Source organism: Nocardioides sp. (assembly GCF_041913365.1).
GTDB lineage: Bacteria > Actinomycetota > Actinomycetes > Propionibacteriales > Nocardioidaceae > Nocardioides.
This window is the reverse complement of sequence record NZ_JAYSFM010000007.1, coordinates 52,069-66,675: the sequence shown is the minus strand read 5'-3', so window position 1 is coordinate 66,675 and position 14,607 is coordinate 52,069. Positions and strand designations below refer to the sequence as shown.

Annotated in this window: 15 protein-coding genes; 8 read left to right on the top strand and 7 right to left on the bottom strand. The window is 72.6% G+C overall.

What is annotated here, in order from left to right; all coding sequences use genetic code 11:
* Positions 1-9: 9 nt before the first annotated feature.
* The 3 genes from hutU to hutH all read right to left on the bottom strand — a co-directional run bounded on the left by hutU (position 10) and on the right by hutH (position 3,766).
* Entirely contained in the window at positions 10-1,728 is a 1,719-nt protein-coding gene (hutU, locus tag ACE3QY_RS16050; RefSeq protein WP_374457046.1) for a urocanate hydratase, read from the bottom strand.
* A gap of 84 nt (positions 1,729-1,812) precedes the next feature.
* Positions 1,813-2,115 (bottom strand): hypothetical protein, encoded by a 303-nt coding sequence (locus ACE3QY_RS16045; protein ID WP_374457045.1) that lies wholly within the window; start codon positions 2,113-2,115, stop codon positions 1,813-1,815.
* A 97-nt stretch (positions 2,116-2,212) separates the two neighbouring features.
* Complete coding sequence (hutH, locus tag ACE3QY_RS16040; RefSeq protein ID WP_374457044.1) at positions 2,213-3,766, bottom strand: histidine ammonia-lyase; 1,554 nt, start codon at positions 3,764-3,766, stop codon at positions 2,213-2,215.
* 167 nt (positions 3,767-3,933) lie between these two features.
* Here hutH and ACE3QY_RS16035 point away from each other — a divergent pair, with 167 nt between their 5' ends.
* The 6 genes from ACE3QY_RS16035 (at position 3,934) to ACE3QY_RS16010 (ending at position 10,685) form a co-directional block, all read left to right on the top strand.
* A complete protein-coding gene (locus tag ACE3QY_RS16035; protein WP_374457043.1) occupies positions 3,934-4,347 on the top strand; it encodes a hypothetical protein in 414 nt (137 codons plus the stop codon).
* A 74-nt stretch (positions 4,348-4,421) separates the two neighbouring features.
* Entirely contained in the window at positions 4,422-5,138 is a 717-nt protein-coding gene (locus tag ACE3QY_RS16030; RefSeq protein ID WP_374457042.1) for a response regulator transcription factor, read from the top strand.
* Positions 5,139-5,224: 86 nt separating this feature from the next.
* Positions 5,225-6,481: a vanadium-dependent haloperoxidase gene (locus tag ACE3QY_RS16025; RefSeq protein ID WP_374457041.1), complete on the top strand. Its 1,257-nt coding sequence runs from the start codon at positions 5,225-5,227 to the stop codon at positions 6,479-6,481.
* A 102-nt stretch (positions 6,482-6,583) separates the two neighbouring features.
* Positions 6,584-7,270 carry a hypothetical protein gene (locus ACE3QY_RS16020; RefSeq protein ID WP_374457040.1) on the top strand — a complete coding sequence of 229 codons (687 nt, stop codon included), beginning with the start codon at positions 6,584-6,586 and terminating at the stop codon, positions 7,268-7,270.
* A 49-nt stretch (positions 7,271-7,319) separates the two neighbouring features.
* Entirely contained in the window at positions 7,320-8,081 is a 762-nt protein-coding gene (locus ACE3QY_RS16015) for an IclR family transcriptional regulator (protein ID WP_374457039.1), read from the top strand.
* A 30-nt stretch (positions 8,082-8,111) separates the two neighbouring features.
* On the top strand, positions 8,112-10,685 hold the full coding sequence (locus ACE3QY_RS16010; RefSeq protein WP_374457038.1) for a hypothetical protein: 2,574 nt from the start codon (positions 8,112-8,114) through the stop codon (positions 10,683-10,685).
* 5 nt (positions 10,686-10,690) lie between these two features.
* Here the strand turns inward: ACE3QY_RS16010 and ACE3QY_RS16005 are convergent, their stop codons facing one another.
* Genes ACE3QY_RS16005 through ACE3QY_RS15990 form a run of 4 tightly spaced genes read right to left on the bottom strand, consistent with a single transcriptional unit; the run spans position 10,691 to position 13,845 of the window.
* Complete coding sequence (locus ACE3QY_RS16005) at positions 10,691-11,548, bottom strand: hypothetical protein (protein WP_374457037.1); 858 nt, start codon at positions 11,546-11,548, stop codon at positions 10,691-10,693.
* Positions 11,545-11,898, bottom strand: a complete 354-nt coding sequence (locus ACE3QY_RS16000) for a hypothetical protein (protein WP_374457036.1) — start codon at positions 11,896-11,898, stop codon at positions 11,545-11,547. Before ACE3QY_RS16000 ends, ACE3QY_RS16005 begins: the two co-directional genes overlap by 4 nt.
* Positions 11,895-13,520, bottom strand: coding sequence for a putative T7SS-secreted protein (locus tag ACE3QY_RS15995; protein WP_374457035.1), 1,626 nt, complete (start codon positions 13,518-13,520; stop codon positions 11,895-11,897). The genes ACE3QY_RS16000 and ACE3QY_RS15995 overlap by 4 nt, the downstream gene beginning before the upstream one ends.
* A 1-nt stretch (position 13,521) precedes the next feature.
* Positions 13,522-13,845 (bottom strand): hypothetical protein, encoded by a 324-nt coding sequence (locus ACE3QY_RS15990; RefSeq protein ID WP_056905706.1) that lies wholly within the window; start codon positions 13,843-13,845, stop codon positions 13,522-13,524.
* Between the two features lie 121 nt (positions 13,846-13,966).
* On the opposite strand from ACE3QY_RS15990, the gene ACE3QY_RS15985 reads away from it, so the two are divergent.
* Positions 13,967-14,287 (top strand): WXG100 family type VII secretion target, encoded by a 321-nt coding sequence (locus ACE3QY_RS15985; RefSeq protein ID WP_374457034.1) that lies wholly within the window; start codon positions 13,967-13,969, stop codon positions 14,285-14,287.
* On the top strand, positions 14,284-14,583 hold the full coding sequence (locus ACE3QY_RS15980; RefSeq protein ID WP_374457033.1) for a WXG100 family type VII secretion target: 300 nt from the start codon (positions 14,284-14,286) through the stop codon (positions 14,581-14,583). The genes ACE3QY_RS15985 and ACE3QY_RS15980 overlap by 4 nt, the downstream gene beginning before the upstream one ends.
* Positions 14,584-14,607 lie beyond the last annotated feature (24 nt).

Genomic DNA, 14,607 nt, shown 5'->3' with positions numbered 1-14,607 from the left:
CCACCACCCTCAGCCTTCGCGGACCGGGATCCGGACGCCGCGCTCCTCGGCGACCTCGACCGCGCGGTCGTAGCCGGCGTCGACGTGGCGGATGACGCCCATGCCCGGGTCGTTGGTGAGCACGCGCTGGATCTTCTCCGCCGCGAGCTCGGTGCCGTCGGCGACCGTGACCTGCCCGGCGTGGAGCGAGCGGCCGATGCCGACCCCTCCGCCGTGGTGGAAGGACACCCAGGTCGCCCCCGACGCCGTGTTGACCAGCGCGTTGAGGATCGCCCAGTCGGCGATGGCGTCGGAGCCGTCGAGCATCGCCTCGGTCTCGCGGTAGGGCGAGGCGACCGAGCCGCAGTCGAGGTGGTCGCGGCCGATCACGATCGGCGCCGTGAGCTCGCCGCTCGCCACCATCTCGTTGAACCTCGCGCCGGCCTTCGCCCGGTCGCCGTAGCCCAGCCAGCAGATCCGGGCTGGCAGGCCCTGGAACTGCACGCGCTCGGCGGCCATGTCGAGCCACGTGTGGAGACGGGCGTACTCCGGCTTCTCGTCGGCGGGGAAGAGCTCCTTGATCGCGCGGTCGGTCGCGGCGATGTCGGCCGGGTCGCCGGACAGCGCGGCCCAGCGGAACGGGCCCTTGCCCTCGCAGAAGAGCGGGCGGATGTACGCCGGCACGAAGCCGGGGAACTCGAACGCCCGGTCGTAGCCGCCCTTGCGGGCCTCGTCGCGGATCGAGTTGCCGTAGTCGAACACTTCGGCGCCGGCGTCCTGGAACTCCACCATCGCCCGCACGTGCGTGGCCATCGACTCCTGCGCTCGCTTCGTGAAGCCGCGAGGGTCCTCGGTGCGCTCGCGCTCCCAGTCGTCGTACGCCGTCCCGGAGGGGAGGTAGAAGAGCGGGTCGTGCGCCGAGGTCTGGTCGGTGACGATGTCGACGAGCGGCCCGTCGCCCGTCCCGACGCGGTCGTTGTGGCGCTCGAGGAGCTCGGGCAGCAGGTCGGCGGCGTTGCCGAGCAGGCCGATGGACAGGCCCCGGCGCTCGTCGCGGGCCTCGAGGGCGAGCTCGATCGCGTGGTCGAGGTCGCGCGCCTGGACGTCGAGGTAGCGGGTCTCGAGACGGCGGTCGATGCGGTGCTGGTCGCACTCGATGCAGATCGCGACGCCGTCGTTCATCGTGACGGCGAGCGGCTGCGCGCCGCCCATCCCGCCGAGGCCCGCGGTGACGGTGATGGTGCCGGCCAGCGTGCCCTCGAACTTCTTGTCCGCGATGGCGGCGAACGTCTCGAAGGTGCCCTGCAGGATGCCTTGGGTGCCGATGTAGATCCACGAGCCGGCGGTCATCTGGCCGTACATCGTGAGCCCGAGGTCCTCCAGCCGGCGGAACTCCTCCCAGTTGGCCCAGTCGCCGACCAGGTTGGAGTTGGCGATCAGCACCCGCGGCGCCCACGCGTGGGTGCGCATCACGCCGACCGGCTTGCCCGACTGCACGAGCAGCGTCTCGTCGTCCTCGAGGTCGCGCAGGGTGCGGACGAGGGCGTCGTACGCCTCCCAGCTGCGCGCCGCCTTGCCGGTGCCGCCGTAGACGACCAGGTCCTCGGGGCGCTCGGCGTTGTCGGGGTCGAGGTTGTTCATCAGCATCCGCAGCGGCGCCTCGGTCTGCCACGACTTCGCGGTCAGCTCGGTGCCACGCGCGGCGTGGATGGGGAGGCGGGGGTTGCCGAGAGGAGCGTCCGTGGTCATGCCCTCATGAAAGCCGCGCAGCGCCCGCCACCGGAAGAGGGCGGCCCGGATCGCAGTCTGTGATCCGAGACTGCTCGGTCGGCTTCAGCGACCTCGGTTGCGGGCCGCGGCCCAGGCACGTGCCGACCTCATCAGCTCGTCCTGAGTGATGTAGGTGTCACCGGGTCGCAGGTACGGGCGCACCTGCTTGACCCCGTTGGAGCACAGCGCGTCGTTGTGCCAGTTGTGGTCCATCGTGGGAGCCCACCGGCACGTCCACTGGGACGCCGCGGACGACGCCACGACGGCACGCGCGTCATCGGTCCTCGGCGACGCCTGGGCCGCCGGGCCGACACCGGTCACCAGGAGGGCGCCCAGCAGGAGGGCACCGCTGAAGCTCGTTCTCACGAGACGCAACGTAGTACCGCCCGGGAGCTGCGTCCCCGGAACGACACAATTGCGCAGGCGGCGGCCGTGCCGCTCCCTGGCCTCAGGCCAGCTGGCCTCAGGCCAGCTGCCCGACCACCGACTCCGCGGCGGCGAGGACGGCGCCGGACTGGACGAGGTCGACGGCGGCCTCGATCTCGGGCGAGAGGTGGCGGTCGGGGCCGGGGCCGGCGATGCCGTTGCTGCGGAGCAGCTCGACGACGGCGCCAGTGGCCGGGGACGGGCTGAGGGACGCGCGCAGGTCGAGCGCGCGAGCGGCGGTGAGCACCTCGACGGCGACGACGCGGGCGAGCCCGTCGACGGAGCGGCGCAGCTTGCGTGCGGCGTTCCAGCCCATCGAGACGTGGTCCTCCTGCATGGCGCTGGAGGGGATCGAGTCCACCGAGGCCGGCACGGCCAGCCGCTTGAGCTCGGAGACGATCGCGGCCTGGGTGTACTGGGCGATCATGTGGCCGCTGTCGACGCCGGGGTCGTCGGCGAGGAAGGGCGGCAGGCCGTGGCTGCGTGCCTTGTCGAGGAAGCGGTCCGTGCGTCGCTCGCTGATCGAGGCCACGTCCGCCGCGACGATCGCGAGGAAGTCGAGGACGTAGGCGACCGGAGCGCCGTGGAAGTTGCCGTTGGACTCCACCGCATCGCCCAGCACGACCGGGTTGTCGATCGCGCTGGCGAGCTCGCGACCCGCGACGGCGGCCGCGTGCTCGACGGTGTCGCGGGCCGCGCCGTGCACCTGCGGTGAGCAGCGCAGCGAGTAGGCGTCCTGGACCTTGTTGCACTCGATCGTGTTGTCGGGCCCCTCGCGGTGCGAGGCGACGATCGCCGAGTCGGCCATCAGGGCGGTGAGGTTGGCCGCGGACAGGGCCTGACCGGGGTGCGGCCGGATCGCCTGGAGCTCGGGCGCGAAGACACGGTCGGTGCCGAGCTGGCCCTCGACGCTCATCGCCGCGGCGACGTCGGCGGTGCGCAGCAGCATCCGGAGGTCGGTGATCGCCATGACCAGCATGCCGAGCATGCCATCGGTGCCGTTGATCAACGCCAGGCCCTCCTTGGCGGCCAGCTCGACCGGCTCGAGGCCGGCGGCGGCGAGCGCCTCGGCGGCCGGCACGAGGGTGCCCGCGGCGTCGCGCACGTCGCCCTCGCCCATCAGCGCGAGCGCGCAGTGCGACAGCGGCGCCAGGTCGCCCGAGCACCCGAGCGAGCCGTACTCCCGCACGACCGGCGTGATGCCGTGGGACAGCAGGTCGGCGAGCAGCTGCGCCGTCTCACGACGTACGCCGGTGTGCCCGGTCGCGAGCGTGGAGAGGCGCAGCAGCATCAGCCCGCGCACGACCTCCCGCTCGACCTCGGGACCGGAGCCGGCGGCGTGCGAGCGGACCAGCGAGCGCTGGAGCTGGGCGCGCATCTCGGTGGGGATGTGCCGGGTGGCGAGCGCGCCGAAGCCGGTGCTCACGCCGTACGACGGCGTCTCCGCGGCAGCCAGCGCGTCGATCACGCCGCGGGCGCGGTCGATCTCGGCGAGCGCGTCCGCCGTGAGCTCGACGGCGGCGCCCTCCCGGGCGACGTGGATGAGGTCCTCGAAGGAGACGGGGCCCACCCCGACCTGGATCGTCTGCATGCCCACATTGAAGCCTCGGCGCGGGCCCGCGACCAGAGGCCGGAGCAGCACCGCAGTCTGGGATGCGAGACACGCGGCACCCACCCCGGAGGGGGAGAACATTCCGGCGCGGGTGTGGCACGGTCGAGGTGGATGCGGCCCAACCGGGCCGCGGGGAGCAGGTCGTCATGAGCACCACCGCATGGGTCATCCTCGTCATCGTCGTCGTGCTGGTCGTCGCGGCGCTCGCCGCCTGGGCGATGGCGCAGCAGCGCAAGAGGAAGCACGTCGAGCACGCCGAGCACCTGCGCCACGAGGCCCGGGAGCACGCCAGTGAGATCCCGGAGAACCAGGTGCGCGCCAGGGAGGCCGAGGTCGAGGCCGAGCGCGCCCGCCTCGAGGCCGAGCGCGCCCAGCAGCGGGCGCAGGAGGCGCAGGTCGCCGCCACCCAGCAGCAGGCTGTCCACGAGGACCGGCTGCGCACCGCCGACCAGGTGGACCCGCGGGTCGACACCACGTCGGAGGACTACACCCCCGACACGGTGCTCGACGCCGACGACGCCCGCCGGACGGACGGCACGGAGGGGACCCGCCGCACCTGAGCCCGCAGGCCCCAGTCACGTATTGGGGATGACGGCACCGGCGTCGATCTCTAGCCTCGAGGTGAGGGATCACGATGCCGGACCTGGTGCTCACCGAGACGCAACAGCGGGCGCTGCGCCACCTGCTGGCGGCCGAGCCGCGCCCGGGGTCACCCCTGCCGGCCCGTGACGTCCTCGAGCGCCTCACCCAGCTGATCCCCGCGGACGCGGTCGAGGCCGTCTACCAGGACGGCAGCTACGCCATCACCCATGCGATCTGCCTCGGCGACCACGGCGACGAGGAGGTCGACCTGCCGGAGCCCGGCGACGGACCGCACTACCTCGGGATCATGCACTGGCGCGCGAACCCCCTTGCCGCCGAGGCGTGCCTGGGTGGGCTCAAGGGGCAGTCGGACGGGCTGTGCATCGGCTTCCGCAACGGCGCCGACGGCTTGGTCCAGATCGCCCTCGGGCGGTGGCACGGACCGTTCTCCGAGCGTGACATTGCGATGCTGCGGATGCTGTCGCCGCTGCTCGCTCGTCTCTCGCGCGAGCGCCTCACGCCCAGCCTCCCCGTGTCGCTGACGACGCAGGAACGGCGGGTGCTGAGCCACGTAGCGGCGGGCCGGTCCAACGCCGAGATCGCCCAGGCGCTGTTCGTCGCCCCCTCGACGGTCCGCAAGCACCTCGAGCACAGCTATCGCAAGCTGGGCGTCACCAGCCGGGTCGCGGCCGTGGCGAGGCTGCAGGGCAGGGACCTGCCCGACCTGGACCTCCGCGAGCGGCTCGAGCGGCTGCACGCGAGCAACTGATGTTCGCGCAAACGCGTATGGCAGGGGCGCCAAGGGCCGCCTGACACTCACGAGCAGGGACATCCCTCTCGCGAAAGGCAGCTGCCATGACACTGAACCGAACTCGCGTCGCGATCGGCGCCGCGGTCCTCTTGGCCGGGTCGGCCCTCTACGCCCCGTCGGCCACGTCCTCCACGCGCGGTGGCTCGCACCACCACCACCCGGACCCGCCGAGCTCACCCGACAGCGCCCAGGTCGTGCTCGACTGGGAGCGCGTCGCCTTCGCGACCATCTACCCGGCGACCCCCATCCCCGTTGGCGTACCGCTGCTGGGCTACACCTCCACGGGGATGTACGACGCCATGCGGGCCTCGGCGTCGTCCCGCCACGACAGCTCCGAGACCGCGGCCGTCGCGCAGGCGGCGCACGACGTGCTCGTCCACTACGTGCCCACCGCCGCGAGCTCGCTCGACACCAGCCTGGCGACGTCGCTGGCCGGCGTGCCGGACGGCAGTGCCGAGGACCGGGGCGTGTGGATCGGCAGGAAGGTCGCGGCGCGGCTGATCGGTGAGCGCGCTGACGACGGCTACCTCGACACCACCATCCACTACACGCTCCCGCCGGGCGTCGGCACGTGGCAGCCCGTCCCGCCGGCAACCGACATGCTCGGCGCCTGGATCGGCTCCATGGACCCGCTCGTGGTGAAGCGGCTGGCCAAGGTCAACGGACCGGACGCACTCACCAGCGACGACTACACCACCGACTACAACGAGGTGAAGCTGCTCGGCTCCGCGACGTCCACCGTGCGCAGCGCGGCGCAGACCGACACGTCCCGCTTCTTCAACAGCAACTCGGCGACCATGGTCGGTGACGCCCTCGTGCGCTACCTCGAGGCCCACCCCGAGAGCCTCGAGGACACCGCGTGGCTGTTCGCCGCGATCCACAGCTCCATGACGGACTCGCTGATCAAGTGCTGGCAGCTCAAGCGCGACGTCGGGTTCTGGCGGCCGATCGAGGCCGTCGCCGGGGCGGCGGACGACGGCAACCCCGACACGCAGCCGCAGGCCGGGTGGACGCCGCTCCTGGCGCCGACGCCCCCGTACTCCGACTACGTCACCGGTCACGGCTGCCTCACCAGCCCGGCCGTGGAGGTCATCCGCACCCGGCTCGGCGAGACCACCCAGCTGGAGCTGCGCTCGTCCAACTTCCCCACCGCGCCGCGCACCTACCCCAGCCTCAGCGAGCTGGAGTTCGACGCCCTCAACTCGCGCATCTGGGGCGGGCTCCACTTCCGTGACGCCATGTCGGACGGGTACGCCATCGGCCACCGCACCGCACGGGTGGTGATGCAGCGACTCGACTGAACGACACGGGCACTCACCCCTGAAGGTGGGCGAGTGCGCTGCACGCGAGCAGGGGTGCTGCCAGACTGGCGGCATCCCTGACTCGTGAAATGAGGAAGTCCCGTGACCACGCTCATCAGCATCACGCTCATCGTCATCCTCGTGATCGCCCTGGCCCTGGTGGTCCCGATGGTCCGGCGGAAGAACCGCGAGGCCAACGTCGCCCGCGCCGAGCAGCTGCGGTCCGAGGCGGCCACGAGCGCGCAGACCGTGCTGCCGCCCGCGCAGGCCAGGGCCGAGGAGACGCGGGCCAACGCCGAGGAGGCACGCGCGATCGCCGAGCGGGCCGAGGCCGAGGCCGAGCAGGCGCGGATCGCCGCCAGCCAGGCCGAGGCGGCCCACGAGGACCGGATCCGCGCGGCCGACCGGCTCGACCCGCGCGTCGACCACCAGGCCGACGACTACGCCCCGCAGGTCCCCGGCACCGAGGCCCCGCGACCCACCCCGCCGGCCGAGGTGAACGCCGAGCCCGAGCCGGCGCCGAGCGCCGCGGCCGAGCCCGCTGCCGCACCCGCGGCCGAGCCTGAGCCCGCTCCGCAGGCCGAGGAGACCCCCGCCGAGGAGACCCCCGCCGAGGAGACCCCCGCCGAGGAGACCCCCGCCGAGGAGACCCAGGCCGAGCAGCCGCAGGCCGGAACGCCGCTGCTGCCGCGCCGCACCCCGGGCGCCAACGACATGCCCGGCAAGCCGATGGAGAGCGAGGGTGGCGGCGGCGGCTGGTTCACCAAGAAGGACGGCTCCGGGTCCTGACCCGACCGGGCGGCCGCGCGCCGGCCGCCGACGTGCCACGATCGGCCCCGTGAGCCAGGTCCCCGCAGCCACCCGCGCCCTGCGCGTGCTGCGCTTCCTGGCCACGCAGGCCGACCCCGTCCCCCTCGACCGGATCATGCGGGCCTGCGACCTGCCGCGCAGCACGGCGTACCACCTGCTCAACACGATGATCGACGAGGGCTTCGTCGTGCACCTGCCCGACGAGCACCGCTACGGGCTCGGCGTCGCCGCGTTCGAGGTCGGCAGCGGCTTCACGCGGCAGGAGCCCCTGGCCCGGCTCGCGCGCCGCCCCCTCGCCGAGCTGGTCGACCGCACCGGCCACGGCGCCCACCTCGCGGTCCTGCACGGGCGCGACGTCCTGTACGTCATCGAGGAGCGCGCGCCGGGACGCCCGCCGCTGGTCACCGACGTCGGCGTACGCCTCCCCGCGCAGCTGACCGCCTCGGGCCGGGCGATCCTGGCTGCGCTGCCCGCCAGCCAGGTCCGGGCGCTGTACCCGGACCGCAGCGCGTTCGTCGAGCGGCACGGCAAGGGTCCTGCGTCACTGAGCGCACTGCGCACGATCCTCACCGAGACCCGGCAGCGCGGCCATGCCTCCGAGGACGGCGAGGTGACACCCGGCCTGCAGAGCGTCGCCGCCGCGGTGCTCGACCACAACGGGCACCCGGTCGCCGGGGTCGCGGTGACGTTCGCGAGCGACTCCGCCGCCGACGCCGGCGCCATCGCCCGGGCCGTCACGGCCACCGCGACCCAGCTGACCAGGAGGGTCAGCGGCGGGCTCGCGACGTAGCCCCGGCGGGCACCGGGTCGTTGGGCCCTCGTGACCACGACGCCCCACCCCGCTCGCCGTGTCCTGATCTCCCTGCTGGCCGCCGCAGGGTTGGTCGGCGCCGGCGCCCTGACGGTCGCGCACGACCCGACCCCGTCGGCCAACCTGTCGTCCACCTACGACTCCCAGGCCCGCCAGCGCGCCGAGGTCGTGGCCGAGCGCAGGCCGCACAGCCACCCGGGGGTCGGCGGCATCACCGCGGCCCTCGACGACGGCCACGGCCACGTGCACGACCCGGCCACGAAGAACGCGATCAGCCGCAGCGGCGAGGCGGCGACCGCTCCTGACCCGACGACCCCGCGCCAGCGCGCCGCGAGCCGGGCCCGCGCCGAGGCGCAACGGACGCTCGCCGAGCCGCGGCTGACCGAGGTCCCCCTGCGCAGCAAGCGCCGCGTCGTCCCGGAGAGCCGCTACGCCATGGCCGGTGGCTGCTACACCCTCGGCGGTCGGCCGCTCACCTTCCAGGCGACCGGCCTGGGCACCTACCTCCTCTACGCCGCCGACCGCACCTTCCTCGCCGCCTCGTCCGGGGACACCACCACGTGGGCCGCCGCCCCCTCGCCGGACGCCGACTGGACGGTCCGCGGCGCCGGCCGGGGACGCTTCACCTTCACCCTGGCCGACGGGCGCGCGCTGCGGCGTACGGCGTCGGGGGTCGGCATGGGCACCGCCGAACCGTTCGCGCTGCGCCGCACCGAGGGGTGTGCCGCCTTCCCCGAGGTGGAGACCAACGTCGACGGCCGCCCCTTCGGCGGCGCCACGTCGTTCCAGGAGGTCCGGGGCTACGTCGACCCCCACGTGCACGGCCAGACCCACGAGTTCCTCGGCGGCCGGGTGATCTGCAGCCCGCCGTTCCACAAGTACGGCGCCGCGGCCGCGCTCGTCGACTGCCCCGACCACCAGCTCGCCGACGGCCGCGGTGCGCTGCTGGAGGACGTGCTCGCCGGCCACGCGCCGGGCACCGGGCACGACCCCGTCGGCTGGCCGACGTTCTCCTACTGGCCCAACCCGCACTCGCTGACGCACCAGCAGGTCTACTACAAGTGGCTCGAGCGCTCGTGGCGTGCAGGACTGCGCATCCACACCAGCCTGCTCACCGAGAACCACATCCTCTGCACGGTCTACCCGCTGAAGAAGAACTCCTGCGACGACCGGGACGCGGTGCGGCTGCAGGCGAAGGACATGCGGGCGATGCAGGACTACATCGACGCGCAGTACGGCGGTCCCGGCCGCGGCTGGTACCGGATTGTCACCGACCCGTTCCAGGCACGGAAGGTCATCAACCAGGGCAAGCTCGCCGTCGTCATGGGCATGGAGACGTCCGTCCCGCTGGGCTGCAACGTCCAGCTCGGCCGCCCCACCTGCACCGAGGAGCAGATGCTCACCGAGCTCACCGAGATGAAGCAGCTCGGCGTCAGCCAGATGGAGCTGACCAACAAGTTCGACAACGCCTTCACCGGCGTCGCGGGCGACGCGGGCACCATCGGGCCGCTGACCAACAGCGCCAACTTCCTGAGCACCGGGTCGTTCCTGCGGATGCAGCAGTGCCCGGCGAGCAACCCGCCCGGCACGGAGGACCGGCTCCAGTCGCCGAACCTCGGTGACCTCGGAGGTGGCCAGCAGCAGACGCCCATCGGAGGAGCACAGCAGGACGCGATCTTCGGCGCGATCTGGAAGCTCTTCGGCGACGTCGGCGTCCAGCCGGCGCCGGTCTACCCCGCCGGGCCGCACTGCAACCAGCTCGGCCTCAGCCCGCTCGGGCAGAAGCTGCTCTCGGCGATGATCGACCAGAAGATCCTCTTCGACCCCGACCACATGAGCGTCGCCGGCCGCAACGCCGCCCTCGACTACCTGGAGCAGCAGCAGGCCGCCGGCCGCTCACCGGGCGTGGTGTCCTCGCACTCCTGGTCGACGCCCGACGCCTACCCGCGGATCTACCGCCTCGGCGGCTTCGTCGCCCCCTACGCCGGCGACTCGACCGGCTTCGTGGAGAAGTGGCGCCAGCACCTGGGCTGGACCGACTCCCGCTACTACTTCGGCTTCGGCTTCGGCTCCGACATGAACGGCTTCGGGGCACAGGGCGACCCGCGCGGCGCCGGCGCGAGCAACCCCGTGACGTACCCCTTCACCGGCCTCGGCGGCGTCACGGTCGACCGGCAGCGCAGCGGCGAGCGCGTCTTCGACGTCAACACCGACGGCGTCGCCCACTACGGCCTGTACGCCGACTGGGTGGAGGACGCCGAGCACGTGGCCGGCGCCGAGGGCGGCGCGCTCGCGGCCGACCTCTCCCGCGGCGCGGAGGCCTACCTCCAGACCTGGGAGCGGGCCTGGGGCCTGGCCCCCGACTCGTGCCGCAACCCGGGGCTGCGGACGTCGGTGCGCACCTTCATCCGCGCTGCGGACCCGGGCCTGCGCGCGCGGGCGCTCATGCGCCGCGTCGGGCAGCCGTGGCAGCGGCTCGGCCGCGAGTTCACCTACTGCGCGACCAAGCCGGGGAGGGAGCGGGTCCTGATGACCGTCGAGCTGTCCCGCGGCGGGACCGTGGTCGGGGTGCGACGCGGCTGACGGGCTCAGCCGTGGGTGGCGCGCGGCTGCGTGGGCATCGGGTCGGAGCGGACGCCCTCGGTGTCGGTGAGCTCGGAGGCCGGGATGACCGCCTGGTAGATCCCCGGCTCGACCTCGGCGGCGCCGAGCTCCTCGGCGTCGGCGGCCGAGTCCGGCGTGACGACCACCAGCACCTCGTCACCCGCCTGCTGGAGCACCCGCACGCGGTGGTCGCGCCAGCGGCCGACGAGGGCGATGTCGAAGACCTCGCACTCGGCGACCGGCACCACGCGGGCGTGCACCATCGGACGTACCTGGGTGAACCCCTCGGGGACCCGCTCGTCGCCGACCCACACCAGCTCGACCGACTGCTGGTCGGCGGTGTAGGAGCAGGACAGGTCGAGACCGGCGTGCTTCGCGCGCGGGCCGACCACGTGGAGCGGGGGGAAGTAGCCCTTCGCGCCCTGCCAGCCGCGCGCGGCGCCCTGGTAGCGGGAGAACTCCCGCTCGCGGCCGTCGAGGCCGATGCGGATGTAGCGGGCGCCGACCGGCACGCGGGTCATGGTCAGGACCCAGACCGGCGCGGCGTTGCGCAGGAAGCCCGTCGGGTACGTCGGCCACGGCACGTCGGCGTGGCCCGGCGCGTTGGTCGGCACGCGCAGGTCCATCAGCGGGTTGGTGCCGAAGCGGACCACGTCGACGTGGTCGGGAGCCTCGCCGAACGGTCCGTCCGCACCGTCGAGGCCCAGCGCCCGCACCCGCTCGACCGGCGTGAGGCCGATGAGGTCGTCGGGCCGGTAGACCGGCCCGGTCAGCTCGTCGTAGCCCTGGTCGACGATGCGCCGGGAGACCTCGGGCACCAGGAGCTTCTCCAGGACGGTCATGACTCGCGCCTCCTCGGGTGGATGGACGTCACCCTCTCATCCACCTCGGTCAGCTCCGACAGCGGCGCGGAGCCGTGCCAGCCGTTGTAGCTGTCGCCGGCGAGCCCCTCGCGCTCCGCGAGGCCGCTGTCGTTGGTGAAGAAGCCGCACTCGTCGCCCGACACCGCGCTCACCGAGATCGTCCCGCCGCGCCAGACGGCCGACGTCTTCACCGAGAGGAAGTCCTCGAGGTCGTCGAGGTCGGTGCGCGCCGATCCGGTCCCGGGGAGGCGTACGAAGTCGCGCCCGTGCGACTCCACCTGGATCTGCTTCCCGTCGACGACGGCGTAGAGGCCGGAGGGTCGGATCACTGGACCGGCATCCACATCTTGGTGCCCATGTAGTCCGTGAGGACCGCGACCAGCTCCTGGCCGCCCGAGCTGTCCATCCGCCAGATCTGCGAGCCCTCCGGCATGGTCGTCGGGGTGTCGGTGCGGAACTCGGGGATGCCGCCCGAGGTGTAGCCGTTGCCGGTGAACGGGTTGTCCGGGTCGAGGGCGTCCTTGTCGTAGTTGCCGTTGCCACCGAGGTCGGAGTGGCGCGGCACGTCGAGACCGCTGGGATCCGTCTGGTCGTAGCGCAGGACGTGGATGTCGGAGTCGTCGGGCGAGAAGGGTGAGTCCTTGTAGTCGAGGCCGAGCTTGTCGTGCATCTCGCGCGGCGTGTGGAGCTGGTCGACGTCCTCGGCGCGCGAGGTGAAGCCGAAGGTCTGGTCGGACTTGAAGTAGGGGTTGGTGTCCGAGCTGCCGCGGAGGTAGTCGTCGACGGTGCTCTGCGGGATGACGCGCTGCATCGGGGTGCCGGGCTCGACCCGGATCGCGTCGCGCGCCTCGACGAGCCGCTGCAGCTCGCCCGGGCTGAGCTCGTCGATCGGCTTGTTGACCAGGCCGCGGAGGTCCTCGGGCAGGTCGTCGAGCCGGCGGAGGCCGGTGAGCTCGTCGAAGCGGTCGAGCTTGCCGAGGTCGGCCAGGTTGTCGAGGCGGTTGAGGTCGCCCAGCGCGTCGATCGCGTCGAGCCCGCCCCTGGCGCCGCGGGTCGCGAGGGCGCCGGTGCCGGCCGTCGCGACCGCGATGATCGCGTCGGGCACGAGGTGGCCGATCGCGCGGGCGGGGTCGTCGGCCCAGGTGTCCCAGTCGAGCAGCGCCTTGCCGAGCTCCTTGCCGAAGCCGATGGGGTCGGTGGTCAGGCCGGTGTAGATGCCCTTGGCCATCTCCCACGCGTTCTCCGCGGAGAGCTCGTACTTCTTCATCAGCTCCTCGGGGGTGATGTCACCCGTCGCGAGCTTGTAGGAGTCCATCACCATGTTGACGGGGCTGAACGGCACCATCGTCAGCAGGTCCCACACCGCCTCGCCGGCGCCCTCGAGGATGCCGCCGACGAACTTCAGCCCGGACTCCCACCAGCTCGGCTCCTCCGGCGCGTCGGCGCACCCGGCCCGCACCTCGCCGGCGCACACGTGGGCGGCGTTGTCGAGGTCGGCCCGCGCCGCGGCGAGCTCGGCGAGCGCCCCCTTCTGGATCGGGTCGCCCCAGTCGTTGAACGGCTCGGCCGGGTCGGTGCCGCCGCTGCTCCAGTAGGCCTGCATCCTGCCCATGTAGGAGTCGTACTGGGTGCGGGCGCTCTCCGACTCGCGCTGCCCGCGTTCGTACTCCTTGCGGGCCCACTCGGCCCGCGACTGAGCGTCCTCGAGCGCACCGGCGTACGTCCTCAGGCCGGCGGCGGCCTTCTTGAAGCCGTTGCCGGCCTTGACCCAGCGGTCGGGCTCGAGGTCGTGGGCCTCGCGGAACTCGTCGGCCGCACGGCCGGTCCACCCGGAGACGTCGATCTTGGCCAGTGCGTCGCCCGTGTCGTAGAAGAGCTGGCCCTTCTGCTCCATGGTCAGCGCCCTGGAGCGGACGTTGCCGGGGTTGCCCTCGATCTCGAAGTCCGGCATCTCACATCACCTTGATCGCCGCGATCGTGCCCTTGAGGCCGGAGAGCGCGTCGTAGCCGGCCTTGTCGGTCTCGAAGTAGTTCATCGCGATCTTGCCCAGCCGGCCGGCCATCTCCTCGACGTCCTGGCAGAGGTTGTTGACGCCTTCCTCCCAGCGGTTCTTGAACTCGTCGAGAGCGTCCCACACCACGTCGCTGCCGACGTCGCCCTTGCCGGGCACGAGGTCCTCGACGTCCTTGTCCTTGAAGAGCTTGACGGTGTCGTTGAGCCCCTGGGCGGCCTTGCCCATGCTCTCGAGGTCGACTTCGTAGTCGTAGGACGGCATGGCTGAGGAGTTCCCCCTGACGACCGCCCTCAAACCGGCCGAACTCGGGCATCGTGGTGCGTGTAGACCTGTCCGCGCGGGGTATGGATCCGGACGACACCCGAACAGGAAGGGGGCGGTCGTGGCCGTCGGACTCGTCTACGCCGAGATGCAGGCAGCCGCCCAGGCGGCGGCCGACGCGGTGGAGCCGCTGCAGCAGACGCTGCGCGACCTCGCCGCCACCATCGAGACCGAGGCCGGCGCCGGCTTCAAGGGGCAGGCCGCCGTGGGCTTCGGCGAGGCGGTGAACGCGTGGTTCGACGTGGCGGTCACCCTCGGCCCGATCCTCGAGGGCTACTCCCAGAACCTCACCTACGTCGCGCAGGAGCACGCCACCAACGACGTCGCGCAGGCCGAGCGCGCGGGCCAGCTCGCCGACCGCCTCGGCGGTGGTCCCCGATGAGCGAGCGCGGACTGGTCGTGCACCAGGGGGCGCTGTCCTCGATGGAGACGGCGCTGGCCGACGCCACCACGGCGATCACCCAGCAGATCGACGACCTGCTCGAGGAGGCCGAGCGCCTCACCCCCGGCTGGGACGAGAGCAGCGAGTCGCACGCCGCGCACCTCGACTACCAGCAGAAGCTCCGCGACGGCGTGAAGCAGCTCACCGACGCCCTCGACCAGGTCCGGCAGAAGGTCGCGACCTACCGCGAGGACGCCCGCGAGATCGAGGTCGAGAACGTCGCGATCGTGAACTGACCGCACGCCGGTCGGTGCCCCAAG

What these genes read in the sequence shown, in the direction of transcription:
- hutU (WP_374457046.1), bottom strand. Translation starts at nt 1,728, where the DNA reads ATGACCACGGACGCTCCTCTCGGCAACCCCCGCCTCCCCATCCACGCC.
- hutH (WP_374457044.1), bottom strand. Translation starts at nt 3,766, where the DNA reads ATGCAGACGATCCAGGTCGGGGTGGGCCCCGTCTCCTTCGAGGACCTC.
- ACE3QY_RS16035 (WP_374457043.1), top strand. Translation starts at nt 3,934, where the DNA reads ATGAGCACCACCGCATGGGTCATCCTCGTCATCGTCGTCGTGCTGGTC.
- ACE3QY_RS16030 (WP_374457042.1), top strand. Translation starts at nt 4,422, where the DNA reads ATGCCGGACCTGGTGCTCACCGAGACGCAACAGCGGGCGCTGCGCCAC.
- ACE3QY_RS16025 (WP_374457041.1), top strand. Translation starts at nt 5,225, where the DNA reads ATGACACTGAACCGAACTCGCGTCGCGATCGGCGCCGCGGTCCTCTTG.
- ACE3QY_RS16005 (WP_374457037.1), bottom strand. Translation starts at nt 11,548, where the DNA reads ATGACCGTCCTGGAGAAGCTCCTGGTGCCCGAGGTCTCCCGGCGCATC.
- ACE3QY_RS15995 (WP_374457035.1), bottom strand. Translation starts at nt 13,520, where the DNA reads ATGCCGGACTTCGAGATCGAGGGCAACCCCGGCAACGTCCGCTCCAGG.
- ACE3QY_RS15990 (WP_056905706.1), bottom strand. Translation starts at nt 13,845, where the DNA reads ATGCCGTCCTACGACTACGAAGTCGACCTCGAGAGCATGGGCAAGGCC.
- ACE3QY_RS15980 (WP_374457033.1), top strand. Translation starts at nt 14,284, where the DNA reads ATGAGCGAGCGCGGACTGGTCGTGCACCAGGGGGCGCTGTCCTCGATG.